Source organism: Streptomyces sp. NPDC020958, assembly GCF_055562175.1.
The window spans coordinates 274,069-296,465 of sequence record NZ_JBVHFU010000007.1; the positions used below are offsets into that span (position 1 = coordinate 274,069).

Annotated in this window: 19 protein-coding genes; 10 read left to right on the top strand and 9 right to left on the bottom strand. The window is 72.0% G+C overall.

Annotated elements, in window-relative coordinates; genetic code table 11:
- Window positions 1–257 precede the first annotated feature (257 nt).
- Entirely contained in the window at window positions 258–857 is a 600-nt protein-coding gene (locus ACZ3KP_RS22725) for a hypothetical protein (protein WP_467501477.1), read from the top strand.
- 79 nt (window positions 858–936) lie between these two features.
- On the opposite strand, the gene ACZ3KP_RS22730 is transcribed toward ACZ3KP_RS22725, so the two are convergent.
- Entirely contained in the window at window positions 937–1,626 is a 690-nt protein-coding gene (locus ACZ3KP_RS22730) for a DUF6215 domain-containing protein (RefSeq protein WP_467501478.1), read from the bottom strand.
- Window positions 1,627–1,657: 31 nt separating this feature from the next.
- Window positions 1,658–1,948 (bottom strand): winged helix-turn-helix transcriptional regulator, encoded by a 291-nt coding sequence (locus ACZ3KP_RS22735; RefSeq protein WP_467501539.1) that lies wholly within the window; start codon window positions 1,946–1,948, stop codon window positions 1,658–1,660.
- Window positions 1,949–2,105: 157 nt separating this feature from the next.
- Here ACZ3KP_RS22735 and ACZ3KP_RS22740 point away from each other — a divergent pair, with 157 nt between their 5' ends.
- From ACZ3KP_RS22740 to ACZ3KP_RS22755, 4 genes are all read left to right on the top strand, one after another.
- Window positions 2,106–2,417, top strand: coding sequence for an EthD family reductase (locus ACZ3KP_RS22740; RefSeq protein ID WP_467501479.1), 312 nt, complete (start codon window positions 2,106–2,108; stop codon window positions 2,415–2,417).
- 54 nt (window positions 2,418–2,471) lie between these two features.
- Window positions 2,472–3,344: a PhzF family phenazine biosynthesis protein gene (locus tag ACZ3KP_RS22745; RefSeq protein WP_467501480.1), complete on the top strand. Its 873-nt coding sequence runs from the start codon at window positions 2,472–2,474 to the stop codon at window positions 3,342–3,344.
- Window positions 3,345–3,440: 96 nt separating this feature from the next.
- Complete coding sequence (locus ACZ3KP_RS22750; protein WP_467501481.1) at window positions 3,441–4,190, top strand: dienelactone hydrolase family protein; 750 nt, start codon at window positions 3,441–3,443, stop codon at window positions 4,188–4,190.
- Between the two features lie 64 nt (window positions 4,191–4,254).
- Complete coding sequence (locus ACZ3KP_RS22755) at window positions 4,255–6,138, top strand: glycoside hydrolase family 5 protein (protein WP_467501540.1); 1,884 nt, start codon at window positions 4,255–4,257, stop codon at window positions 6,136–6,138.
- 77 nt (window positions 6,139–6,215) lie between these two features.
- On the opposite strand, the gene ACZ3KP_RS22760 is transcribed toward ACZ3KP_RS22755, so the two are convergent.
- Window positions 6,216–7,073, bottom strand: a complete 858-nt coding sequence (locus tag ACZ3KP_RS22760; protein WP_467501482.1) for an AfsR/SARP family transcriptional regulator — start codon at window positions 7,071–7,073, stop codon at window positions 6,216–6,218.
- 749 nt (window positions 7,074–7,822) lie between these two features.
- Here ACZ3KP_RS22760 and ACZ3KP_RS22765 point away from each other — a divergent pair.
- Window positions 7,823–9,094, top strand: coding sequence for an FAD-dependent oxidoreductase (locus tag ACZ3KP_RS22765; RefSeq protein ID WP_467501483.1), 1,272 nt, complete (start codon window positions 7,823–7,825; stop codon window positions 9,092–9,094).
- A 142-nt stretch (window positions 9,095–9,236) separates the two neighbouring features.
- Here the strand turns inward: ACZ3KP_RS22765 and ACZ3KP_RS22770 are convergent, their stop codons facing one another.
- The 4 genes from ACZ3KP_RS22770 to ACZ3KP_RS22785 all read right to left on the bottom strand — a co-directional run bounded on the left by ACZ3KP_RS22770 (window position 9,237) and on the right by ACZ3KP_RS22785 (window position 12,327).
- On the bottom strand, window positions 9,237–9,845 hold the full coding sequence (locus ACZ3KP_RS22770; protein ID WP_467501484.1) for a ScbR family autoregulator-binding transcription factor: 609 nt from the start codon (window positions 9,843–9,845) through the stop codon (window positions 9,237–9,239).
- A 168-nt stretch (window positions 9,846–10,013) separates the two neighbouring features.
- On the bottom strand, window positions 10,014–10,694 hold the full coding sequence (locus tag ACZ3KP_RS22775; protein WP_132892720.1) for a ScbR family autoregulator-binding transcription factor: 681 nt from the start codon (window positions 10,692–10,694) through the stop codon (window positions 10,014–10,016).
- 140 nt (window positions 10,695–10,834) lie between these two features.
- A complete protein-coding gene (locus tag ACZ3KP_RS22780) occupies window positions 10,835–11,608 on the bottom strand; it encodes an SDR family NAD(P)-dependent oxidoreductase (protein ID WP_467501485.1) in 774 nt (257 codons plus the stop codon).
- Entirely contained in the window at window positions 11,605–12,327 is a 723-nt protein-coding gene (locus ACZ3KP_RS22785; RefSeq protein ID WP_467501486.1) for an HAD family phosphatase, read from the bottom strand. The genes ACZ3KP_RS22780 and ACZ3KP_RS22785 overlap by 4 nt, the downstream gene beginning before the upstream one ends.
- A 393-nt stretch (window positions 12,328–12,720) precedes the next feature.
- Here ACZ3KP_RS22785 and ACZ3KP_RS22790 point away from each other — a divergent pair, with 393 nt between their 5' ends.
- A complete protein-coding gene (locus ACZ3KP_RS22790) occupies window positions 12,721–13,677 on the top strand; it encodes a ScbA/BarX family gamma-butyrolactone biosynthesis protein (protein WP_467501487.1) in 957 nt (318 codons plus the stop codon).
- A 61-nt stretch (window positions 13,678–13,738) separates the two neighbouring features.
- Here the strand turns inward: ACZ3KP_RS22790 and ACZ3KP_RS22795 are convergent, their stop codons facing one another.
- Window positions 13,739–14,305: a lamin tail domain-containing protein gene (locus tag ACZ3KP_RS22795; protein ID WP_467501488.1), complete on the bottom strand. Its 567-nt coding sequence runs from the start codon at window positions 14,303–14,305 to the stop codon at window positions 13,739–13,741.
- A gap of 440 nt (window positions 14,306–14,745) precedes the next feature.
- Between ACZ3KP_RS22795 and ACZ3KP_RS22800 the strand changes: the two genes are divergently transcribed.
- Window positions 14,746–16,083, top strand: coding sequence for a jacalin-like lectin (locus tag ACZ3KP_RS22800; protein ID WP_467501489.1), 1,338 nt, complete (start codon window positions 14,746–14,748; stop codon window positions 16,081–16,083).
- A gap of 221 nt (window positions 16,084–16,304) precedes the next feature.
- Window positions 16,305–18,443 carry an ATP-binding SpoIIE family protein phosphatase gene (locus tag ACZ3KP_RS22805; protein WP_467501490.1) on the top strand — a complete coding sequence of 713 codons (2,139 nt, stop codon included), beginning with the start codon at window positions 16,305–16,307 and terminating at the stop codon, window positions 18,441–18,443.
- A 118-nt stretch (window positions 18,444–18,561) separates the two neighbouring features.
- Here the strand turns inward: ACZ3KP_RS22805 and ACZ3KP_RS22810 are convergent, their stop codons facing one another.
- A complete protein-coding gene (locus ACZ3KP_RS22810; RefSeq protein ID WP_467501491.1) occupies window positions 18,562–19,746 on the bottom strand; it encodes a beta-ketoacyl-[acyl-carrier-protein] synthase family protein in 1,185 nt (394 codons plus the stop codon).
- 350 nt (window positions 19,747–20,096) lie between these two features.
- On the opposite strand from ACZ3KP_RS22810, the gene ACZ3KP_RS22815 reads away from it, so the two are divergent.
- Window positions 20,097–22,382 (top strand): sensor histidine kinase, encoded by a 2,286-nt coding sequence (locus ACZ3KP_RS22815; protein WP_467501492.1) that lies wholly within the window; start codon window positions 20,097–20,099, stop codon window positions 22,380–22,382.
- The last annotated feature ends 15 nt before the right edge of the window (window positions 22,383–22,397 follow it).

Below are 22,397 nucleotides of genomic sequence, written 5' to 3' on the forward strand. Positions count from 1 at the left end.
CCCCGCCCCTGATCCGTCAGGGGCGGGGCTCTTCTGCTGTGCTTGACGTGGCTGTGCTTGACGTGGCTGTGTTTCAGTGGCTGCGGGACGCACTCCGACGGGTGAACGTCCGGCTGGAGTCGTCCAGCCGAACAAACCGGCTGGTCAAGGCCTTTCCCGTGTGCGACGGGGACCGCGCGCCACGGGCCGAAGCGGTTGCGGTGGCCTGCCCCGCTTCCCACCGTGGGCACAAGGACAGCAGTCTCGAAAGGAACCCCATGCGCGCCCTAGTCTCCCGCGGCCTTCTCGTCTCCCCTCTGGTCTGCGCCGCCCTGGTATGCGGCCCGGCCGCCGCCGACGCCGCCGCCGACACCGGCCGAGCAGCGTCGGGGCCGGGCGTCGCCCAGCAGGTCCCGCCGGCCGGCACCGACCTCGCCACGCTCCTGGACCGGCTCGACGCGACGCACGGCTCCCGTCTCGTCTCCCCGTTCCTCGCCACGGTGCCCGGCCTCGCCGAGGCACAGGGGGGCCGGCTCGACCCGGCGACGGCCACCGCCTACGCGCAGGCGGTACGGAAGTGGAGCGACACGGTCCAGGAGAGCATCAAGGCCGCCGCCGGCCGGGCCGCCGGGCACCGGAACCAGACGCGCGCCGCCGACCCCGTGACGGACCTGGTGAACGCGATCCAGGCCGCCGTCGGCAAACTGCTCACCTCGCTGACCTCGCTCGACCTGGGCGGAGTGATCAGCGCCGTCACCGGACTGCTCGCCCCCGTCCTCGACGCGGTCACCGGGCTCCTCGGCAGCGTCGTACCCGCACTGCCCGCACTCCCCGCAGCGGACACGGTCACCTCCACGGCGACGACCGTCGCCCCATGAGCTCATGACCCGGGCCCGGCCCCGGAAGGGACTCGACTCCCGGCCGGGGCCGGTGTCGTGCACCCGTCCGCGGCGGTCGTCAGGGCTCGTTCCAGCCCGGGGCTGTCCTCAGGACCCTCTCGGCGACCCGCAGGAGCGCCGCGTCGTCCGGCGGCACGTCGTCCTGCCGCCAGATCGCGACCTCGAACGAACCCTTCCCGTCGTCCTTCCCGTGCTTCGAGACCAGGACGCATCGCGCCGTCCCACCGGGGCCCGAGCGCGCCCTGCCGCCGGCGAGGTCGAAGCCGATGGAGAAGGTAGGGCTGGAGTAGAGGACGGCGGGGTGCCCCAGCACGCTGGTCCTCCTGGTGCCGCCGAGCACGTCGCCCGTCTCGGAGACGGGCAGGTCGTCGTAGGCCGCCGACAGTTTCACGTAGTACGTCTTCAGGGTCACCGTCGCCTCGGGCGCGGGGATCCTGGTGCCGCCGGCGAGCGTGATCCAGTCCCCGCTGCCGTCGGCGATCTCGATCCGCTCCCGGGGCGTGCCCAGCAGCGCCGGGAGGTCCGGGCGGTTCAGCAGCGCGCACAGGCGGGCACCGGAGACGTACCGGGCCGGGAGCCGGTCGTGCGAGGTCGTGCAGGTGGCCGGTGCGCTGCTGGTCTCCGTCTGGTGGACGAACCGCTTCTGGACCCACAGCGCGCCGATCACGACGGCGAACAAGGCCACCGCGGCCACCACTTGGACCACCGGTCTGCCGGCCTTTTCGGGCTCGCCGAAACCCTCGCTCATGTCCCCCACCCCCGCTGTGCTCCGTTCCGGCTCAGTGTCGCCGGTCGTGGTTGTGTTCTTGCTCCTGCGCCCAGGTGATCGCCCATTCGTCGAGCGGACGGAGGGCGTGCCTGAGTGCTGTCCCCAGCCGAGTGAGCTCGTAGCCGTCGGCCGAGGGGGAGATGATGCCGCTCGATGTGAGTTCGCGGAGCCGTTGGTAGAGGACGCTGGACGACAGCCCTTCGCACCGTGCCAGCAGTGCGCGGGCGCCGAGCGGACCCGCACGCAGTTCCCAGATGATGCGCAGCGCCCAGCGACGGCCGAACAGGTCCATCGCGGCCATGAGGGGGCGGCCGGTCGTCGATCCACGAACCGGTGTTCCTGGGCGCGGTGTCGGCATACCACTCCTGGTCCTTGCGTTTCGTTATTCGAAAAACTAGCATCCACTCGGCGTTCGGCGTTTCTGATTTCGAAACCGGGCCGAGGCACGAGAGGTCGTCATGCATAGGTTGCTCGTCCTGTATTCCAAGCCCGCCGACCCTGACCACTTCCGCGACTACTACGTGACCAACCACCTCCCGCTGGTCATGAATTGGCCCGGCCCGCTTGCGTGGCGCTACAGCTTCGACGTGGCGGCGGCCCAGGGAGAAGCGCCGTATTTCGCGGTCTTCGAAGCCGACTTCGCCGACGCCGCGGCCATGGCCGCGGCGCGGGCGTCGGCGCACGGCCGGCGGGTGGCCTCCGACGTCCCCAACTACGCCACCGGCGGTGCGGTCGTCATCCACTATCCGGTGCGGGACGGCACCGGTTGAGGCAGGACGGTACGCTCCGGGACGCGTTCGGTGGTTGAGCGTCGGAGGCAGCCGATGTCCTGGCCGGCGGTCACGGTGGTTGACGCGTGCGTGCGGCGCGACGGCCGGGGCGGCAGCCCCACGGCGGTCACCGACGACGACCCTGCGGCGACGGACGCGGACCGGCGTGCGGTCGCTGCCGCGGCCGGCACCTCGCACACGGCGTTCCTCGGGCCGGGGCGGACGCCGGACGGTGGCCGGCCGGTCCGGTTCTTCACCGCCACCGCCGAACTGTCCGGCTGCGGCCACGGCACCGTTGCCGCACAGGCCGTCCGGTTGACCCGCACCGCGCTGGGCGAGCTCAACGACCGCCAGCACACCGGCGGGCGCACGTTCGACACCGTCGCGATCCGCCGCCCCGTCGGCATCGAGGTGTGGTTCGACCAGGGCCTCGTCGCGCTGCGCCACCCGGCACCGGACGAGCGTGCCGCGATCGTCGCCGCGCTCGGGCTCACCGCGGACGACCTGCATCCGACGGACGGGCCACGGATCGCCGCGCCCGGCGCACCACGCATGCTGGTACCGGTCCACGACCGGTCGGCGCTGCTCCGAGTCCGCCCACACTTCGGCAGGCTGGCAGAGGCGTGCCGACGGTACGGGCTCCTCGGCTGTTTCGTGCACGTACCGCCGGTGGGCGACCGGCCGGGTGCGGCGCGGATGTTCGCGCCGGCGATCGGTGTCGACGAGGACGTCGCCAACGCCAACAGCACCGGCTGCCTGGCCGCCCACCTGCTCGACACGACAGGGGCACGGACGGTCGCGATCGAGGTGGAGCAGGGCGACACACTCGGCCGACCGGCCGGCGTGCTCGCTTCGGCCCGACGCGGGCCGGCGGGCATCACGACCCGGGTCGGCGGGTTGGCGGTGGTCCGCGGCTCTCACACGTGAGCAGTTCTCGCCGCACCTCCTCGCCGCCGATGTCCGCGTGGTGGGCGCGTGCCGCTGAGGAATCGCGGTGGCCAGGGCTTCCCCCGGGAGTGTTTGATGGCGGCAGCAGGCTTCATCCCGGAGGAAGCAGAGGGGGACGCGGTGACCGACGGACGGGTCGTCGAGGTGGGCGGGAGTGCCCTGGTGGTGCGCCGCGCGCCACGGGAGCGGGCTCGCGCGGCGGTACTCGTCCTGCACTGCGGGCAGGAGAACGGGCGGCGTCCGGCGCGCCCCTGGCATCCCGCGGCCCTGCGCATGCGCCCCTTCTCCGGGGTCGCCGCCTCCGTCTCCTCACCGCGTGACGTGCTGGTCGGACAGGTGCGCTACCGCTACCGGGGCTGGAACGACGCCGCCGACCCGCTGCACGACACCCTGCGCGCCCTCGACGAACTGCGCGGCCTGGCCGGCGACGTGCCCGTGGTGCTGGTCGGGCACTCCATGGGCGGCCGGGCGGCGCTGCGGGCCGCGGCCGATCCCGCGGTGCGCGGGGTGCTGGCACTGGCGCCCTGGTGCCCGCCCAACGACCCGGTGGACGGTCTCGACGGCACCCGGATCCTCGTCCTGCACGGGGACCGCGACCACACCACCGAGCCCGGCGAGTCGGCGGCGTACGTACGGCACGCCCGCGAGGCCGGCGCCGAGGCCGGGATGGTGCTGCTGCGGGGCTGCGATCACGCGATGCTGCGCCGCGGCCGCGACTGGCACCGTGCCTCGGCGGCGGCCATCAGGAAGTTGCTGCGCCCCGAACGTGACCTCGACGGCTGGGCGGCGGAGGCCTGCACGGCGGACGGACCGCTTCTGCGTTGAGACCGGCCCTGGTAGGGTGCCGCACCCGCGCGACACCCCACCGGCTCCGCTCAGAGGACTGATGATGCCGCTCAGGCACTCCCCCAAGTTTGTCACGTACCTGACAGTAGCGTTCCTCGTCATCGCCCTTCTTCCGACCGCCCTGGCCCGCCAGGCCTCGGCCGCCGACGCCTGGCGGGGACCGCTGTCCACGCGCGGCCGCTACATCGTCGACGCCGACGGGAACCGCTTCCGCCTCAAGGCCGCCAACTGGGACGGCGCCCAGGGCTCCTGGACCGGCAGCGGCAGCGTCACCGACCCCGCGAACCACCACGCCGGCCAGGACTCGTACGGCATCCCCCTCGGCCTGGACCGCGCGCCCCTCCCGCAGCTCCTGTCGGACTTCACGGCGCTCGGCATCAACAGCGTCCGGCTGCCGTTCTCGAACGAGATGATCCGCACGACCGCCCCGGTGCCGGACGCCGCCGTCACCGCCAATCCGCAGCTGCGCGGGAAGACCCCGCTGGAGATCTACGACGCGGTCGTCACCGCCCTCACCGGCGCCGGATTCGCCGTCATCCTCAACAACCACACCAACACCTCCCGTTGGTGCTGCGGCGTCGACGGCAACGAGCGCTGGAACAGCAGCCAGTCCACACGGCAGTGGGCCGACGACTGGGTCTTCATGGCCCGGCGGTACGCCGCCAACTCCCGTGTCGTGGGCGCCGATCTCTACAACGAGGTGCGCCGGGACGTGCTGGACGACCCCAACTGGGGTCTGGGCGACGACCACGACTGGTACGCGGCGGCCCAGCTCGCCGCCGACCGCATCCTCACCGAGGGCGATCCGAACCTCCTCATCGTCGTCGAAGGCATCAACTGGACCGGCCTTCCGGTCGACGGGCTCCCGCACGGCCGCCCCGTGCTCACTCCCGTCCGGACCCTCTCCCACACCCTCGTGAACGCCCACAAGCTCGTCTACTCGGCCCACTTCTACGGCTACACCGGTCCCCGGCACAGCGGCGCCACCGGCATCGGCGAGACCAGTGACCCCCGTTACCAGGACCTGACCCGCGACGAGCTGTACCAGGCGCTCGCCGACGAGGCGTTCTTCGTCACCGCCGAGGGCAGGCACTACACCGCGCCCGTGTGGGTCAGCGAGTTCGGCATCGGGGCGAACGAGACCGGTACGGCGGCCCGTACCTGGTTCGGCGCCATCACCGACTACTTCGCCGACCACGACACCGACTTCGCCTACTGGCCCCTGGTCGGCTGGGAGGGCCACGACGACTGGGCGCTGCTGCGTTACGACACCGCCGGGCACCGTTCCGGCATCCTGGACGGCGGGGACTGGCGAGCCACGGCCTGGGCCCACCTGATGAACTCCGCCGGCCGCACCGGGTACATCGCACCGGGGGCGACCTGGCGCATGCTGTCCACGGACCACGGCGACCAGGTGGAGTCCCTGCTGGTGCGGGCCGACGGCGACTGGGACCCGGGGGCCTACAAGGCGGCCTGCCCGGACGGTCTGCGGCTGGTCGGGCTCGCGCACTCCGGCGGGCGCGGTCTGTGCACCGACGTGGGCGCGGGTGACCAGCGGGCGGCGGGCAGCGCCCGGACGGTGGTCACGGACGAGCGGTACGTGCCGGCGGGCGGCGACTGGGCGTCCGGTTACACCAAGTTCCAGTGCCCGGCGGGCCAGTTCGTGATCGGCTACAGCCGTCGGGGCGAGCGGGTGTCGGCGGTGCTGTGCGTGTCGGCCCGCGCGGCGTCGAGCGCGAGCGGCCGGACGCTGTGGTTCGACCGGTCCGACAACCGGCCCGCCGATGGCGCGGGCGACGACTTCGCCTACGGCGCCTACAAGGGCCAGTGCGAGGCCGGCGAGTACGTCGCGGGCGTCGCGTTCACCACCCGAGTCGGCAGCGCACAGGGCCCCGCCGCCGTCCTGTGCACCCCCTTGCCGTCCTGAGCAGGCCCGGTCACGAACACCGGGCGGGCACGGAAGTCGGCCCGCCCGGTGTTCTGTCACCGGGAGCGCTCGCGGTGTCAGGTCGCGCGGGCCAGTCGCTCGGCTGGCGTCGGCGCGGACAGGTCGTCGGGGGACAGAGCTGCGCCGGGGTGGTCGGCGGCGGCCGCGAGGATGGACTGCTGGAGGCGGCGCAGGCGGGCCGACGGCTCCAAACCGAGATCCCTGACCAGCAGGGTGCGCAACTGCTGGTAGACGCCGAGCGCCTCGCCGCGTCGGCCGGAGCGGTAGAGGGCGAGCATGAACTGGGCGTGCAGGTTCTCGTGAGTGCGGTAGCGGCTGGTCAGGACGGTGAGTTCGGCGAGCAGCTCACGATGCCGGCCGAGCCGCAGGTCCGCCTCGATGCGCTGGTCCAGCGCGCAGAGCCGGCTCTCCTCCAGCCGCCGTGCCTCCACGGCCAGCTGGGCCCCGGTGGACACGTCGGCGAAGGGCGGCCCGCTCCACAGGTCCAGCGCCTGGCGCAGAACGCGGGAGGCGCCCGGGAAGTCCTCGTCGTCCATGGCGCGGCAGCCGAGTTCGCACAGCCGCTCGAACTCACGGATGTCGCTGCGGCCGCCGCCGGTGGCGAGGAGGTAGCCGCCCGGCAGGGTCACCAGGACGTCCTTCGCCGAGCGCGCGTCGGCGCCCTCCGCTCCGGCGTTCCGGCGCAGAGCCGTCGCGATGTGTTCCCGCAGCTGGAGCACATAGGTCTGGAGCGTGGTGCGGGCGCTGCGCGGCGGGGTACCGGCCCAGAGTTCCTCGATGAGGGTCGCGACGGGCACCACCTGGTCGGCGCGCAGGGCGAGCAGGGCCAGCACCTGACGTGGCTTCGGTGCGGTCGGGGCGATGGAGTTCCCGTTCTCCGTCACGTCGAGTGCACCCAGCAGCCCGATGTCCACCTGCGTCTCCCTGGTCCTGTCAACCGGCACTCCGCCAGTAGAAAACAGCACAACCGGTCTGTCAACCGACCGACTGCCGAGCGGATTTCACCTCCACCCCAGGGAACCACCGTAACGGCACACCAGCCCCGCCGAACGGCGAACCCGCAGTACAGCAGGGCCGGTTCGACCGCCGACCGCACATGCCGCCACCGGTCGGCTCACTCGGGCCGGCCGTCGAGCGGCCGGACGAACCCGCTCGAAGACCGACTGAATGACACCATCTGGTCGGTTACTCGACCGTGCACACGGTCAACTGACCCGCTTCCACGGCGCCCGACGGGGCGACGAGGACGAAGTCCGCAGCGCGGGCACCTCCGGTCCGTACCAGGCCACGGCGGGCAGCCGTCACCGAGCACCGCCGGGTCCGATGAGCTGGTGGCGGCGGTAGGTGGTGGCGCGCGCCCATCGGAGGAGTGTTCGGCACGGAATGCGACGGGGTTCCGCACGGTCGTCGTCCCCGACCGGTCCTGACCGATCCGTGACCGCTTGGATCGGCCCTACGCACGTCGATGACACGCCCGACGTCGCTTGTCGTATGGTTCGACCAAGTTTTGGCCAACGTGCGTCGTTATCGTTTCCACCCGCATGCCGGTGGGAGAGACTCACCCGCGGAGGGGGGACGCGCACGGCCGTTTCACGCCGGCCGTGCCATCCCGCGGTGTCGCGCCGCCTTGGGGAAGGCGGCGCGCAGACCAGCGGAGGAATGCATGACGCAGTCGCTTCCCGGGCAGCGCCCTGCCCAGGAGCAGGCGTTCACCGGGCGCGGGCGGCCACCGGTCGTCGTGGTCGGCGCCGGGCCGTACGGACTGTCGGTGGCCGCGCATCTGCGGGCGGCGGGAACGCCGGTCCGGGTCTTCGGTGAGGTGATGGGCAGTTGGCGGCATGCCATGGCCACCGGGATGTTCCTGAAATCGACGCCGGACGCCACCGACCTGTCGGCGCCGGAGCCGGGGGGCAGGCTGGCGGACTTCCGGCGCGAGCACGGCGAGCCGGAGCTGACCGAGCTGACCCCGATCCCGTGCGATGTCTTCGTACGGTACGGGCAGTGGTTCCAGAAGCGGTACGTCGGTGAGGTCGAGCCGGCCCGGGTGACGTCGGTCGAGCGGGCCGCGCCGGGACCCGGTTTCGTGGTGCGGGCGGACGACGGGCAGGAGTTGGCGGCCTCGGCCGTGGTGGTGGCGACCGGGCTGAACGGACTCGCGTACGTCCCGCTGGAGTTGCGGCGGCTCGCACCCGAGGGACCCGGCCCGCACGCGCCCGTGTCGCACACCAGTCACCACACCGACCTGTCGTTGTACGCGGGGCGGCGGGTGGCCGTCGTCGGCGGCGGGCAGTCGGCGCTGGAGAGTGCCGCGCTGCTGCACGAGGCCGGTGCCACGGCACAGGTCCTGGTGCGTGAGCGGACGGTGCTGTGGGGCATGGTCCCGGAGCCGGCCCGGTCCTGGCCCCAGCGACTGGCCAAGCCGGCCTCCCCGCTGGGCACGGGCTGGGTGCTGGCCGCGGTGTGCGCGTCACCGGGCGGGGTGCGGTTCCTGCCCGCGTCCGCCCGGCTGCTGCTGTTCCGGCGTGCGCTCGGGCCCTCGGGCGGGTGGTGGCTGCGGGACCGGGTGATGGGTGTCGTACCGGTGCACACCTCGCGGCGGGTCACCGCTGCCGTGGTCCGCGGGCCGGAGGTGCACCTGGACGTCGTCGGTCCCGGGGGGCGGCGCGACGCCCTCACCGTGGACCACGTGCTGGCGGCCACGGGGTACCGGCTGGACCTGGACGCCCTGCCCTATCTGTCCGCGTCGGTCCGGCACGCGGTGGCGTGCGTGCCGGGATCGCGGGCGCCCGCCCTGCGGGGGACGTTCGAGTCGTCGGTGCCCGGCCTGTACTTCACGGGCTCGCTCGCTGCCCCCGTGTTCGGTCCGATGATGCGGTTCGTGGCGGGGACCGAGTTCGCCGCCGTCCGGATCGCCCGGCACCTCAGGACCGGCTGAGGGCCCGTCGGCGACGCCGGGCGCTCGGGTCCCGGTCACCTGGAGAGCCGCTCGGACTCCGTCACGTCGCCCGTGCCGTCGCCGCTCCGCTCCTGTGTGTCAGCCGTCCGGGAACCGGAGTCAAAACGGCACGGGCGGTTTGTCACACCCGGTCCCGTACGGCCGGTGCGCCCTCGCTTCGGAGTTGCGGCAGCACCAGGGACCAGAACTGCTCGACGTGCTGGGACGGCCCGCGGTCGCGGTCGGCGGCCCCGCTCAGTGGAAAGCCGAGGGTGGCGGCCACTATCACCGCGGCGGCCCGCTCCGGTGAGACGCCCTCGGTCAGTTCGCCTTCGCGCTGCGCCCGCAGCAGCTGTTCGCAGACCCAGGCGCGCCACCAGCAGTCGAAGCCGGGGCCGCCACTCTTCCAGGACGGGTCGACGCCCAGTCTGAAGCCCGCGCGGACGACGACATCGACGGCGACCGCGACCAGGAGGTCCCGGGTGACCGTCACCAGCAGTTGCAGCGCGGAGGCGGCGGACTGGCGCCGCTCGGCGACCAGTTGCTCGACGGAGCGCCGCGCCTCGCTCTCCACCTCGATCGCGAGGGCGTCCTTGCTGGGGAAGTGGAAGTGCAGCGCTCCGGCGCTCACTCCAGCTCGTCGGCAGATCGCGGGCAGCGAGGTCAGTGCGTAACCGTCGTCGGAGAAGATCTCGGCAGCGGCGAGAACGAGGGCCTGGCGGGTTCTGGCCGCCCGGAGCTGCTTGACCATCGCGTCCCCCTGTTGATCCGGGCGATCCGAAGACCTTAGCAAAACAGCGTGATCGGTAGGTTTGCCGTCGCCGGGAGGCCGGACGTCCTCCCCACGATCTCCCCGAAGCCTCCAGAGGAATCATTTCCTCGGGTCACGAACCACGCGGGCGGCCTGCTTCGAGGCGGGTCAGGCCTCGGTGTCCACCAGGGGTTTGCGCTCCTGCGCTTCCTGGCGACGCCGCTCGACTTCCTCGACGACGCGGGCGCCCCGGTCGGGCGCGGTGTCCAGCCTGATCAGGGCCGCGGGCGTGGCGATGGCCGGGAGCACATGGTTGTAGAGGACGGAGATCCGGTCGTTGAGATCCGTCCAGTCGGAGACCACCTCCGACATGAACTGGGTGCCGATCCAGGCGCCGAGGAAGCACTCCGCGGTCTCCTGGGGCGTGACGTGCGGCAGCACCTCCCCGCGTTCCTTGGCCTCCACGAGCTTCTCGGTCACCAGCTCGGTCCAGGCGGGCCAGGCACTGCCGAACAGCGAACGTCCCTGGAGGTCCGCCGAGAGCCGTATGCCGGCGAGCAGGATGACCTCCTTGGGGATCCGGTGGGCCAGCGTCATGCCGATGTCCACCCACTCCTGGAGCTTCAACTCGCGCGGTACCCAGTAGTCGTCGCTGATCTGGGCGTTGATCACACCCCGTGCGAGGGCTTCCTTGGAGTCGAAGTGGAAGTAGAGGGCGCCCTTGGTGACTCCGGCCCGGTCGAGGATCTCGGCGATCGTCGCCGCCGTGTACCCGCGCTCGGCGAAAACCGCGGCAGCGGCCTCGACAACCGCACGTCGGGTCCGGATCGCACGCTCCTGACGCGCCATGGACCCCTCCTCGGTCAAAAGAAAACCGGCCGTGACGTACCTTACCCCAAACGGGGGTCGGTATTTCGGCCGGAGAAGGCCGATTACCGGCCGGTCCCGCGCCGGCGCGGACACGTCGAAGCGGGACCGCCGACAGCAGTTCACCAGGCGGTGCGCCCGCCGTCCACGGTAAGTGTGGCACCCGTGACGAAGCTCGCCCGGTCACCGCACAGCCAGGCCGCGGCCTCCGCGACCTCCTCCGGGTCGGCAGCGCGTGCCTGGGGGGCGGAGCGGTAGGCGCGGGCCTCGTTCTCGGGGGACTTGGCGAACCAGTCGTCGATCATCTCGGAGCGGGTCAGGCCCGGGGCGATGGCGTTGACCCGGATGTGGTGCGGGGCGTACTCGACGGCGGCCGCCTTGGTCAGTCCGATGACGGCGTGTTTGGAGGCGATGTAGGGGGCGGCCGTCGAGGAGGCGACCAGGCCGCCCACGCTGCTGGTGTTGACGATCGAGCCGCCGCCGCTCTCCAGCATGGCGGCGATCTCGTGGCGCAGGCAGTTCCACACGCCCCGCACGTTGGTCTCGGTGACGCGGTCGTAGTCGGCGTCGTCGATGAGGTGCATCGGGGTCTTCGGCAGCGCCACGCCGGCGTTGTTGAAGGCCGCGTCGAGACGGCCGTACCGCTCGACGACGAACTCGACGGCGCGCCGGACGTCTTCGCCGTCGCGCACGTCGAGGGTGCGGTGGCTCGCCTCGGCACCCTCGGCGCGCAGCGTCTCGGCGAGGGCGCGCAGCCTGTCCTCGCGGCGGGCGGTGACGACGACGGTGGCGCCCTGCCGGGCGAACACCCGGGCCGCGGCGGCGCCGATGCCGCTGCTGGCGCCGGTGATGAGGGCGACCCGGCCGGCGAGGTCCGCGCCCTGCGCCGCGGTCACCCGGCCGCCTCGGCGAGCGAGGCGGCGTCCTGCCAGACGGTGCCGAGGCCGGCCTCGCGGTCGAGGGTCCGCAGGCGCCGTTCGTCGATCTCGGCGAGGCCGCCGACCAGGTGCCGGACGCCGAGTTCGCGCATCAGCTCCCGCTGGAAGCCGTGTGCGAAGGTGCTGGGGTGGCCGACGAACGGGACGTCCAGTTCCTTCGCATGGGCGGCGAAGCGGGCCACGTCGTCGATGAAGAGGACCTGGTGGAAGTCCAGGCCGAAGTGGTCCCGGACGATCTCCCGGATGCCGGGGCGGATGTCGTCGGTGCAGATGTAGCGCGGGGCGGTGAACAAGTGCTCCCAGGCACCGAGATGGCGGCGGAAGTGGTCCTCGTCGAGGCCGCCGTAGCAGACGACGTCCAGCCCCAGGGCGCGCAGCCGGTGCAGGAGTTCCTCGGCGCCGTCGAGGGTGTGGACGGGGTGGGCGCGCAGGTACTCGTCGCGCTCGGCGAAGTAGTCGGCGATGGCCTCCTGCTCGCTCACGCGGGCGCCGGTCTCCGCCAGCAGGACCCGGGCGGCCGCGAGCCGGGACTGCGAGAAGAGCCGCTGCTCCAGCTCCCGGGTGTACGCACCGCCGTACTTGAGGACGAGCCGGTGCAGGACGGGGCTGAAGCTGTCGTTGAGCAGGACGCCGTCGATGTTGACGGCGGCGAGGCGCAGGGTGCGCAGTGGTTCCATCGGGTCTCCTTCTCGCTGGCCGTTCGACCATCATGCAGGTGCTGTCGAGACCGGAGGGGGCGGAGGGGCCGCCGGCGGGGCCCGGCGCCCCTCGCGGCATGGCCGAAAGAGACCGCCGGTCAGGTTTCGACCGGGCCGGGCGGACCCGCCACCCGCCGGGAATCAGCCGACGACATCCGCCAGTTGGTCCGTTATTCGCCGTGCCTTCTGCATGATTGAGCGTGAAAATATTGGCCAAACCACTACTGAGCGGAGTCGTGCATGGATCGAGTCGAACCACGCTTGGTGAATCCTTTACCTGGTGGCCGACCCGAGAAAACCGGTAGGTCCGTATCTTATAGGCGTCGAACGGAGCTTCCAGCCAACGAAGAGCTTTCCGACGGGGGGTCGTCAATGAGCCTGTCCGCCAGCGAGATCGGAGTCGGTCTGCCCGCACTGCCCCGACTGACCACCACGGTCCCGAAGGAGTACGTCCACCGGGCGTCCCTGGCCGAGGTGTTCCTCAGCGGTTGTACCGCCCAGGACGAGGGAGTGCGGTTCTCGCTCACCGGACAGTGGCCGCGCGCCCACACGTTCTTCAACAGCGCCGATGGTTCGAGTCACGACCCGCTGCAGGCCGCAGAGACGTTTCGACAGGCCGGCATGTTCGTGACGCACGCGGAGCACGGGGTACCGCTGGGCCATCACTTCGTACTGTGGTCACTCAGCTGCCACACCGACCTGGAGCAACTGCGCATCTCCTCCCGGCCCACGGACTTCGACCTGGAGGTGACCTGCCCGGACGCCGCGCCGCGCGGCAGGGCGTCCGGGCGCCGGATGGGCATCCGGTTCGCGCTGCACAGGGACGGCAGACCGGTGGCCCACGGGGACGGGCTCTACTCCATCGTCAGTCCGTCCGTCTACGCCCGGCTGCGCGCCAACCGGCCGGATGGAGGCGGGACTTCGGAGGACACGTTGGCCGCCGCCGACCGGATGGCGCCGTCCGTGGTGGGCCGCACCTCCCCCGCCGACGTGGTGCTCACGCCCACCGGCGAACCGGACCGCTGGCTGCTCACCCCGGATCTCGGGCACCCGATCCTGTTCGACCACGGCGGCGACCACCTGCCCGGCATGGTGCTGCTGGAAGGGGCCCGGCAGGCGGCCTGCGCCCGGCTGGCGCCGCGCACCCTGATACCGGCGAGCACGTCCACGGAGTTCCACCGCTACGTCGAACTCGACAGCCCCTGCTGGATCGACGTGACGAGTGTGACGTCCCGCGGCGACGGCACGGCGACCGTGACGGTCGTCGGCCGGCAGGACGGCGAGACCGTCTTCGCGTCCACCGTGAGCGGACCCGTCGTCCAGGGGTGACCAGGGCACGGCGGCCCGCACACCCCGGCAGGGATGCGCGGGCCGCCGCCGGCGTGTGAGGTCAGCGGCGCGTGTGCCGGCCGTCGTCGCCGCGGTGGTCCCCGCCCCGCCCGTCCCCGCGGTGGTTCCCGCCGCGCTCGTCCCCGCGGTGCTCACCACCGCCCGCGTCGCGGTGGCGGTGGCCCCAGGTGACGGAGTCGACGAGGTCCCGGTGGTCGTCCCGCAGGGTGACGGTGTCGGCGTTGCGGTTCCACACGGAGTCACGCCGGTCCTGGTACAGGTCCTTGTCGGTGTCGCGGCCCACTCCGGTGTGGACTCGGACCGTGGCACGGCCGACCAGCCGGTAGTGGTGGAAGGTGTAGGTGCGGCCCGACGCGTCGGCCAGCGTCCAGCCGCTGAGGTTGACGTCCCGGCGGCTGGTGTTGGTGACGTCCACCCACTCCCGGTTCAGGGCGCGGTTCGAATGGACCTCACGGCCCCGGACGTCGTGCTGAACGGCGCTGATGACGACCTGGCCGCGGTGCGGGGCGGCAGCCGCGGCCGGCAGGGCCAGCGCTCCCACCAGGGCGGCCGCGACGGCGGTGGCGGAGCCGAGACGGCGGGCGGTCACGGTAACGGAGGCGGACACTGAGTCTCCCTTGCAGAGTGTGCGAGCTGGCGACCGGGCGGCCGCGCACTCACACCCTGCAACTCTGCCGACGGTGATGTGGGACACACACCTGACCCATGACGGATCCAACACTTTGTCATGACTCTAAGGTGCAAGGTGCATTTAAAGGGTGAATGTATGGAATTGACGCCTCAAAAGTTCTGAAAACCCCGCCGGCAAAGGCCACCGGCGCCCCCCGGACATCACAACGCACCCTGCCATCAGAGGGCACGTCACCCGAAAGTGAGTAACAGCGACCTCTCCCGCCATACCGAAGTCGATCTTCTCGGCGTCACCTGGAGTTCGCCGATTCATGGGTCACCGACGGGGTGCGGAGAAAGCGTTTGCCGCTACGTTTTGCCTTGCCTTTTGGCATGCCCACAACCCTCAGCGTCCCCCTCCCCGTAGGAGACACCCCCATGCGCAGACTCGTTGCCTGCCTGGCGGCCGCGGTCGCCGCCCTCGGCGGGCTCACGGCGACGGCCACCCCGGCCTCGGCGGCCGGCTCGGGCACGTTCAGCGTGCTCACGTACAACGTCGCCGGGCTTCCCCAAGGCCTGTCGAGCGCACCCACGCCGCGCGACACCAGCACCACCGAGATCGGCCGGCGGATCGCGCCGTACGACATCGTCAACGTCGAGGAGGACTTCAACTACCACGCGTACCTCTACGCCACCGACACCCACCCGTACCGCACGGCGACCAGCGGCGGCGCGGGCATCGGCAGCGGACTCAACACCGTCTCGAACTACGCCTGGGACGGCGACGACTTCGAGCGCGTCGGCTGGAACTCCTGCCAGGTCGACTCGGGCGACTGCCTCACGCCGAAGGGCTTCACCTTCATGCGCGAGCGGCTCGCCGAGGGGGTCTACGTCGACTTCTACAACCTGCACACCAACGCGGGCACGAACGACGGCGACGAGGCCTCCCGGGCCGCCAACCTCAACCAGCTGACCTCCTTCATCAGCACGCACTCGGCCGGCAACGCGGTCGTGGTGATGGGTGACACCAACACCCGCTACACCCGCTCCGCCGACACCATCGCGGAGTTCGCCTCGGCCAACGGGCTCACCGACGCCTGGGTGCAGCTGATCCGCGGCGGCAGCGCACCGGCCAAGGGCAGCGACGCACTGGTCTGCGACCAGTCCGGGGCGACCGTGCCCAACACCTGCGAGGTCGTGGACAAGGTCCTGTACCGGGGCAGCAAGCTGGTGAACCTGAAGGCCACCTCGTACAACAACGAGCACGCCAAGTTCCTCACCAGCGACGGCCTGATGCTCTCCGACCACGACCCGATCGCGGTCGGCTTCTCCTGGTCGCAGAACTCCGACTTCCAGCTGAGCGACCAGTTCGGCGGTCCGCACGGCGACTACTACCAGGACATCGACAAGGTGGCCGCCGGCGCCCGCGCCACGACCGTCTCACTGCGCTCCGGCTCCCGCGTCGACCAGGTCGCCATCACCCTCGCCGACGGTACGACGCTGACCCACGGCGGCACCGGCGGCACGGCGTCCTCGCTGACGCTGGGCAGCAACGAGTACGTCACGACGGCGAACCTGTGCGAGGGCAAGTACAACAACACCACCCGCATCTTCTCCGCGAAGTTCACCACCAACCTGGGCCGCACCCTCGCCGGTGGTACGACGACCTCGGACTGCGTGACCCGCACCGCCCCGTCGGGCTGGCAGATCGCCGGCTTCCACGGCCGCTCCGGCGACGAACTCGACAAGGTCGGCTTCATCTACACCAAGCGCTGACCGCACCGGGCCGGCCGGCGGACCCCACGGGTGCTTCGTCGGCCGGCGGCCGGTCCCGCACCAAGGCCGCCATGGGCGTTCTTTTGCTGATTTTTACCTCTACGGTGGGCAGGGTATCTGTGCTACCCATGAGATGTGCGGTCCGGGGTCTCGGGGCCCGGCCGCGTGGACTCGGGAACACCGTCCGGCCTGCGCCGGAGTCAGCGAGCTGCGTGAGCTGCATGGACCCCAATTCCTCGTCTCCCGCCGGTTCGCCGTTCGACCTGGTCAGCGGCGCCCTGGCGGACTACGTCCCGAGGGCCGGACCGTCTGTGACCCGGTCCTCGGGAACCGGCGGGGAGGGCGAGGGCCGGGAGCAGATCCTCGGCGTGGTCAGCCTCGACGCGGATCTGAGGATCACCGGGTGCAACCTGGACGCCGCTCCCTTCGCGGGGGTGAGTGCCAGGACCGGAGCCCCTTTCGCGGAGCTGCTGCCGACCGGGGACGTACCGACGGTCACGCAGCGGCTGCGGAGGGTCCTGGAGACCCGGGAGGCGCATGTCGCGCGGGTCCAGCGGCTGCGGCGGGACGACGGCACCGAGCTGGTCGTCTCGATGAGCATCCTGCCCGCCGCGCCGCCGCACGAGGGTCTGACCGTCTCCCTGATCGCGATGGCCAAGCGGCTGCACCTGTACGCTTCCGCCGCCGCGATCGGGACGTCCCTCGACATCGGGGAGACCGCTCAGTCCCTCGCCCAGTCCCTGCTGGCCTGGGGGGACGTGGCCGCCGTCGACCTCGACTACGCGGTGTGGACCGGCGAGGCGGTCACCGAGCAGACGCACGAGCGCATCCGGCTGCGGCGGGCGGCCCTGGCGCCGGACCGGGCCTGGCCCGACGGTTATCTGACCCCCGGCGACAACCTGCCCCGCGAAGCCAGCCGCCTGCTGGCCGGTGCGGTCATGCGCGACGACGTCCCGCGGGCCGTCGTCATCTCCGACCGTACGACGATCGAGCAGGCCCTTGAGGACGTGCGGCTGGTGCGCGCCCTGGTGCCCGGCGACCGCCCGGTCAGCGTCGCCTGCATCCCGCTGGTCGTGGAAGGACCGGAGGGCACGCCGGGTCCCATCGTGCTCGGGGTGACGGAGATCTGGCGGCGCCCGGACCGGCCCTTCGGCGACGGGGAACTGCTCGACCTGCAAGAACTCGTGGCCAAGACCGCCCGGCACGTCGACCTCGCCCGCCAGCACCAGCGGGAGCACGCCCAGGTGCTGGCGCTGCAGCGCCGGCTGCTGCCGCGGGCCGGCAGCGACACCATCGAGGTGGCCAGTGTCTACGAGCCCACCACCCCCGACAGTGCGGGCGTCGGCGGCGACTGGGTGAACAGCTTCCCGCTGCCCGGCGACCGTACCGCGCTGGTGGTCGGTGACGTCGTGGGGCATGGTCTGGGGGCCGCGGCGGCCATGGGGCAGCTGAGCATGGAGGCCCGTGCCCTGCTGTCGGCGGGGCTGGGTCCCGGGGAGGTGCTGGAGCGTCTGGACGAGACGGTCACGTTGCTGGACGACACGGACGCGGGCCTGGCCGCCGGGTACAGCGCGCTCGGCTCGACGTGCTGCGTCGCCGTCTACGATCCGGTGGACCACCGGGTGGCGATCTCCAACGCCGGCCACCTGCCCCCTGTCCTCGTCCGTCCCGACGGGTCCGCCGAGACCGTCGCGGGCCAGCCGCACCCGGCGCTGGGTGCGGAGTTCGTGGTGCGGGAGCCGTTCGAAGTGCACGAGTTCGCCGTGCCGCCCGGGTCGCTCCTCGTGCTCTACACCGACGGCCTGGTGGAGGATCCGGCCGCCTCCATCGACGACGGCATCGGCCGGCTCACCGACCTGGTGCGCGAGGTGCACCCCTGGGACGACCTGCAACAGGCGGCGCGCCGCGTGGTGGCCGGTCTGGCGCCGCGGGGGCACCTGCGCGACGACGTGACCCTGCTCCTGGCCCGGATGGCCGGCCGCCGCGGCCGGGACGCCGCCACCTGGCACCTGCCGGCCCGCGAGGACGCGGCCGCGCACGCCCGCGCCCTGGTCTCCCCTCTCCTGCGGCAGTGGCACACCACCGGCCACGCCCGGGACGACGCCCTGCTCGTGCTCAGCGAACTGGTCGCCAACGCCGTCCGGTTCGGCAGCGGGCCGGTCTCCGTGCGGCTGGTGAAGTCAAGGGGCCGGTTGTCGTGCGAGGTCGCGGACACCGGCAACGGCCGGCCCCGGCTGCGCCGCGGTGAACCCCTCGACGACGACGGGCGGGGACTGCACGTCGTCCACAAGCTCACCACCCGCTGGGGGGTGCGGTGGACCGACACCGGCAAAGCCGTCTGGGCGGAACTGGAGGCGTGACGCCCCGGCCTACTCGCGGGTGACGGCTTTCCGACCGCGGCGGGGCCGCCGGGACAAGGACGGGGCCGGTCGGCGGTCGGCGGTCGGCGGTCGGCGGTCGGCGGTCGGCGGTCGGCGGTTACAGCCACTCCCCCTCGACAGCGGTCGCGGTCAGGCCGGGCGCGGCGGCGTACAACACCGTACGGCTGCCCGCCTTCTGGCCCGCTTCGTACGCACGCCGCAGGATGTCGAGCACGGCGGCGCCGCCGCGGTTGCCCGTGGTGTAGCTGTCCCGGCTGTGGGCCAGCAGTCCGGACGGCCACCCGTCGGGCATCGTCTCCTCCATGTACTCCAGCACCCGCGTTCCGCCGGGGTGCGCGAGCAGCAGATCGGGATGCCAGGGCTGGGCGTCGTCCTGGTGGCGCTCGCGCAGCCACCTCCACATCCCGGCGACCGTCCGCTGCACGGCACGGGGCCCGCGGCGGTCCATCACGAAGTGCGTGCCGTCGACGCGGGTGTCCAGCCGGTGGAGGTCGGTGGTGTCGAACAGGGTGTGGTGCCAGACCGCGTCCAGTCGCAGGACCGACTCGGCCCGGGGGCGCCCGGTGACCACGACGGCGACGGCGGTGTCCGCGAACAGCAGTCGTACGATCAGCGATTCGAGCGTGTCGTCGGCGGGCTGGTAGGTGGTGCTCAGCGCCTCCGATATCACGACCAGCACCACCCGGTCGGGGTCCGCGGCGACCAGGTCGGCCGCCAGCGCCAGCGACCGGGTGCCGGCGATGCAGGCCCACTGGGTGGCCGGCAGCAACAGCACGTCGTCGCGCAGCGGGAGGCGGTTGAGCAGGGACAGGTCCAGCCCCGGCAGGGCCGGGGTGGTGGAGTGGCTGGTGATCACGCAGTCGACGTCGGCGGTGTCCAGTCCGGCGCTCCGAAGGGCCTCGCGTGCCGCGCGTTCCCCGTACGTCTGCACGGCGGCCCAGGCCGGCGCGGTGCGCTCCTGGATGGTCTGCGGCGCCGGTACCGCCTCCAGCGCGGCGATCGCCCGGTCCACCTCCGCGTCGGTGAACCCGCTGTGGGCCAGTGCCTCACGCGCCGGGCCGGGGCCCGGAGTTCGCAGGCCCGTCCCGGCGCCGGGTGCGGCGGCCGCCGCCAGTGGCAGCATCCATCCCCGGGTGGCGATGCCGGTGCTCGCGGCGATGCCGTCGATCCGCGAAAGCCACGGCGCCTGCGGGTGCCGGTCGCGCACCTCCGCCAGGATCTCGTCGGTCCGCACGGCGTGTTCGCCGTGCACTACGGCAGGAGGACACAGACAGGCGCCCATAGCACGCCTCTTTCTCAGGAAACCCGCGGATGGCGTCAAGTGTCTGAAATCTGCCTGATTCGGGAGAGCAGGTCAAGCCTCGGTCCGTCACGAACCCTGCGACAGCGCGCCGTTGGGGGGTCGGCAAGCGCTGGCGGCATAATCGACCGCACGCGGCAGCTGTGAAGTCGCCCCCGCCGCGTGGTACATGCGCTGACCACCGATGGTTTTAATTGAGATTTGTACCACTTCGGAGAAACCGCTTCACCCAAACACTGCTCGAAGTAGATCGCTGGGTGTTAGAACTTGGCCACAGAACGTCGGGCCCCGAACGGTCCCGCGCACCCTCCCTGTTGTGAAGTGGGACGCTCTTGTCCAAGCTCAGACCTCTGACCGGCAATTGGCGCGTCGCAAGACGCCTCCAGGCCATTCTGCTCATCCCCGTGCTGGTCGCCCTCGGGCTCGGCGGCATCCGGGTGAAGAACTCGGTGGACACTCTGCGCGACGCCGACGACGCGGTACGCGTGGCGGAGTTGGTGCAGGCGGCGAACGCCTACGCCAGCGACGCGATCAACGAGCGGGACGTGTCGGTGATCCCGCTCCTGGAGGGCAAGCGGAACGCACCCGCCGTGCTGGCTGCGCGCAAGGTCACCGACGCCGACGCGCAGGCCTTCGACCGGGCGGTGGCGCGGGCACCCCGGACGGCGGGCCTGGACCGGCGGATCGCGCTGGTGCGGGAGGGCGAGAAGCAGCTGCCGACGGTACGTGCCGCCGCGTTCACGGCGAGACTGACCGGCGTGCAGACGGAGGAGAGCTATCACGCCGTCCAGCACCCGCTGATGGAGATCTCCAACGAACTCGGCTTCGGCAGCGACAACCAGGCGAGCTTCGGACGCACCCTCTACGCCGTGTCCCTGACCCAGGCCGCCGAGTCCCTGGTGCGTTCCATCGGCACGCATCTGCTGGTGGAGGACCGCGCGGCGCTCGGGGCGGGCGAACTCCAGAACCAGCTGAGCTCGTTCAGCTCCTACGCCTACCTGGAGCAGGTCGGCCTGCAGGAGTACGCGGGCGCCGGCACCACCGGGGACATGACCCGGCTGCGGGCCGCGCTGGCCGACGCGCAGAGGAAGGGGGCGGCGCAGACGGCCAAGGCGGCCCAGGAGGCGAAGGCCGTGGGCCGGACGTTCGTGGCACCGCCGGACCGGGCCACGATGATCAGCGAGATCGCCGGCGGGAAGTCGACGCAGGAGCTGGCCGCCGAGGGCATCACACCCGAGTCGTTCTTCGCCGCGCACGCGCTGGTCTTCGACGCCTACCGGGGGATCGAGGTCCACCTCACCGACACGGCGCTCGCCGACGCCCGCGGCATCGCCGACAAGGCCCGCCGGGGCGCCATCACGAACGGCGCGCTCGCGCTCAGCGCCGTCCTCGCGGCGTTCCTGCTCGCTGCCTGGGTGGCCCGCTCCATGAGCCGTGGGATGCGGCGGCTCAGCGCCTCGGCGATCGAGATCGCCGAACAGCGCCTCCCGGCGGTGATCAACCAGCTGTCCCAGGCCGTGCCCGGTCAGGTGGACACCAAGGTGACACCGATCCCGATCACCACCACCGACGAGATCGGCGAGGTCGCGCGGGCCTTCGACCACGTGCACCGGGAGGCGGTCCGGCTCGCCGCCGAACAGGCCCTGCTGCGCGGCAACATCAACACGATCTTCACCAACCTGTCGCGCCGCAACCAGTCGCTGATCGAGCGTCAGCTCGCCATGATCACCGACCTGGAGGAGCGCGAGGCCGACCCCGAGCAGCTGGCCAACCTGTTCCGCCTCGACCACCTGGCCACCCGGGTCCGCCGCAACGGCGAGAACCTCCTGGTGCTCGGCGGTGAGCGGCCCACCCAGCAGTGGGACCACCCGCTGCCCCTGGTCGACGTGATCCGGGCGGCGGCCTCCGAGGTGGAGCAGTACGAGCGGATCGAGCTGGCGGGCGTCCCGGAGGCCGAGGTCCAGGGGCGTGCCGTCACCGACCTCGTGCATCTGCTCGCGGAGCTGCTGGAGAACGCCACCGCCTTCTCGTCGCCGCGCTCGACGGTCCGGGTCACGGCGACCCGGCTGCCGGACGCCCGCATCATGGTCGAGATCCACGACAAGGGCATCGGCCTGATGCCCGAGGACTTCGCGGGGATCAACCACAAGCTGGCCAACCCGCCGACCGCCGACGCGGACGTCTACCAGCACATGGGCCTGTTCGTGGTGGGCAGGCTGGCCGACCGGCACGGCATCCGGGTGCAGTTGCGCCCGGCCGCCGGCGAGTCCGGCACGACCTCCCTCGTCATGCTCCCCGCCACCGTCACCTGGCACAGCGGTCCCGAGTCCGACGCCGACACGCTGGCCCTGGCGACCGTCAAGGCACGCGCCTCGTCCGCGCTGGACGCACTGCTCGCGCAGGCACCCGCCGACCCGTTCGCGGCGCACGAGGCGTGGGACGACGGCATCGTGGTGCCGAGCCCCGCCGCGGCACCGAGCGGACGGTCCGGGGCGGCTGCGGCGGCCGGCGCCGCCGACGCCCCCGCTGCGGGCGGCGAGCCCGGGTCGGCCGGCCGTCCGCCCGGCCTCCCCCGGCGTGCCCCGAGGCGGGGCCGGGGACGCGCCGAGAAGGGCTGACGCGCGGGACGGTGC

Excerpts from the sequence above, each read along its gene's own strand:
- ACZ3KP_RS22725 (WP_467501477.1), top strand. The coding sequence starts at position 258 with ATGCGCGCCCTAGTCTCCCGCGGCCTTCTCGTCTCCCCTCTGGTCTGC.
- ACZ3KP_RS22730 (WP_467501478.1), bottom strand. The coding sequence starts at position 1,626 with ATGAGCGAGGGTTTCGGCGAGCCCGAAAAGGCCGGCAGACCGGTGGTC.
- ACZ3KP_RS22735 (WP_467501539.1), bottom strand. The coding sequence starts at position 1,948 with ATGGCCGCGATGGACCTGTTCGGCCGTCGCTGGGCGCTGCGCATCATC.
- ACZ3KP_RS22740 (WP_467501479.1), top strand. The coding sequence starts at position 2,106 with ATGCATAGGTTGCTCGTCCTGTATTCCAAGCCCGCCGACCCTGACCAC.
- ACZ3KP_RS22745 (WP_467501480.1), top strand. The coding sequence starts at position 2,472 with ATGTCCTGGCCGGCGGTCACGGTGGTTGACGCGTGCGTGCGGCGCGAC.
- ACZ3KP_RS22750 (WP_467501481.1), top strand. The coding sequence starts at position 3,441 with ATGGCGGCAGCAGGCTTCATCCCGGAGGAAGCAGAGGGGGACGCGGTG.
- ACZ3KP_RS22755 (WP_467501540.1), top strand. The coding sequence starts at position 4,255 with ATGCCGCTCAGGCACTCCCCCAAGTTTGTCACGTACCTGACAGTAGCG.
- ACZ3KP_RS22765 (WP_467501483.1), top strand. The coding sequence starts at position 7,823 with ATGACGCAGTCGCTTCCCGGGCAGCGCCCTGCCCAGGAGCAGGCGTTC.
- ACZ3KP_RS22770 (WP_467501484.1), bottom strand. The coding sequence starts at position 9,845 with ATGGTCAAGCAGCTCCGGGCGGCCAGAACCCGCCAGGCCCTCGTTCTC.
- ACZ3KP_RS22775 (WP_132892720.1), bottom strand. The coding sequence starts at position 10,694 with ATGGCGCGTCAGGAGCGTGCGATCCGGACCCGACGTGCGGTTGTCGAG.
- ACZ3KP_RS22785 (WP_467501486.1), bottom strand. The coding sequence starts at position 12,327 with ATGGAACCACTGCGCACCCTGCGCCTCGCCGCCGTCAACATCGACGGC.
- ACZ3KP_RS22790 (WP_467501487.1), top strand. The coding sequence starts at position 12,721 with ATGAGCCTGTCCGCCAGCGAGATCGGAGTCGGTCTGCCCGCACTGCCC.
- ACZ3KP_RS22800 (WP_467501489.1), top strand. The coding sequence starts at position 14,746 with ATGCGCAGACTCGTTGCCTGCCTGGCGGCCGCGGTCGCCGCCCTCGGC.
- ACZ3KP_RS22805 (WP_467501490.1), top strand. The coding sequence starts at position 16,305 with ATGGACCCCAATTCCTCGTCTCCCGCCGGTTCGCCGTTCGACCTGGTC.
- ACZ3KP_RS22810 (WP_467501491.1), bottom strand. The coding sequence starts at position 19,746 with ATGGGCGCCTGTCTGTGTCCTCCTGCCGTAGTGCACGGCGAACACGCC.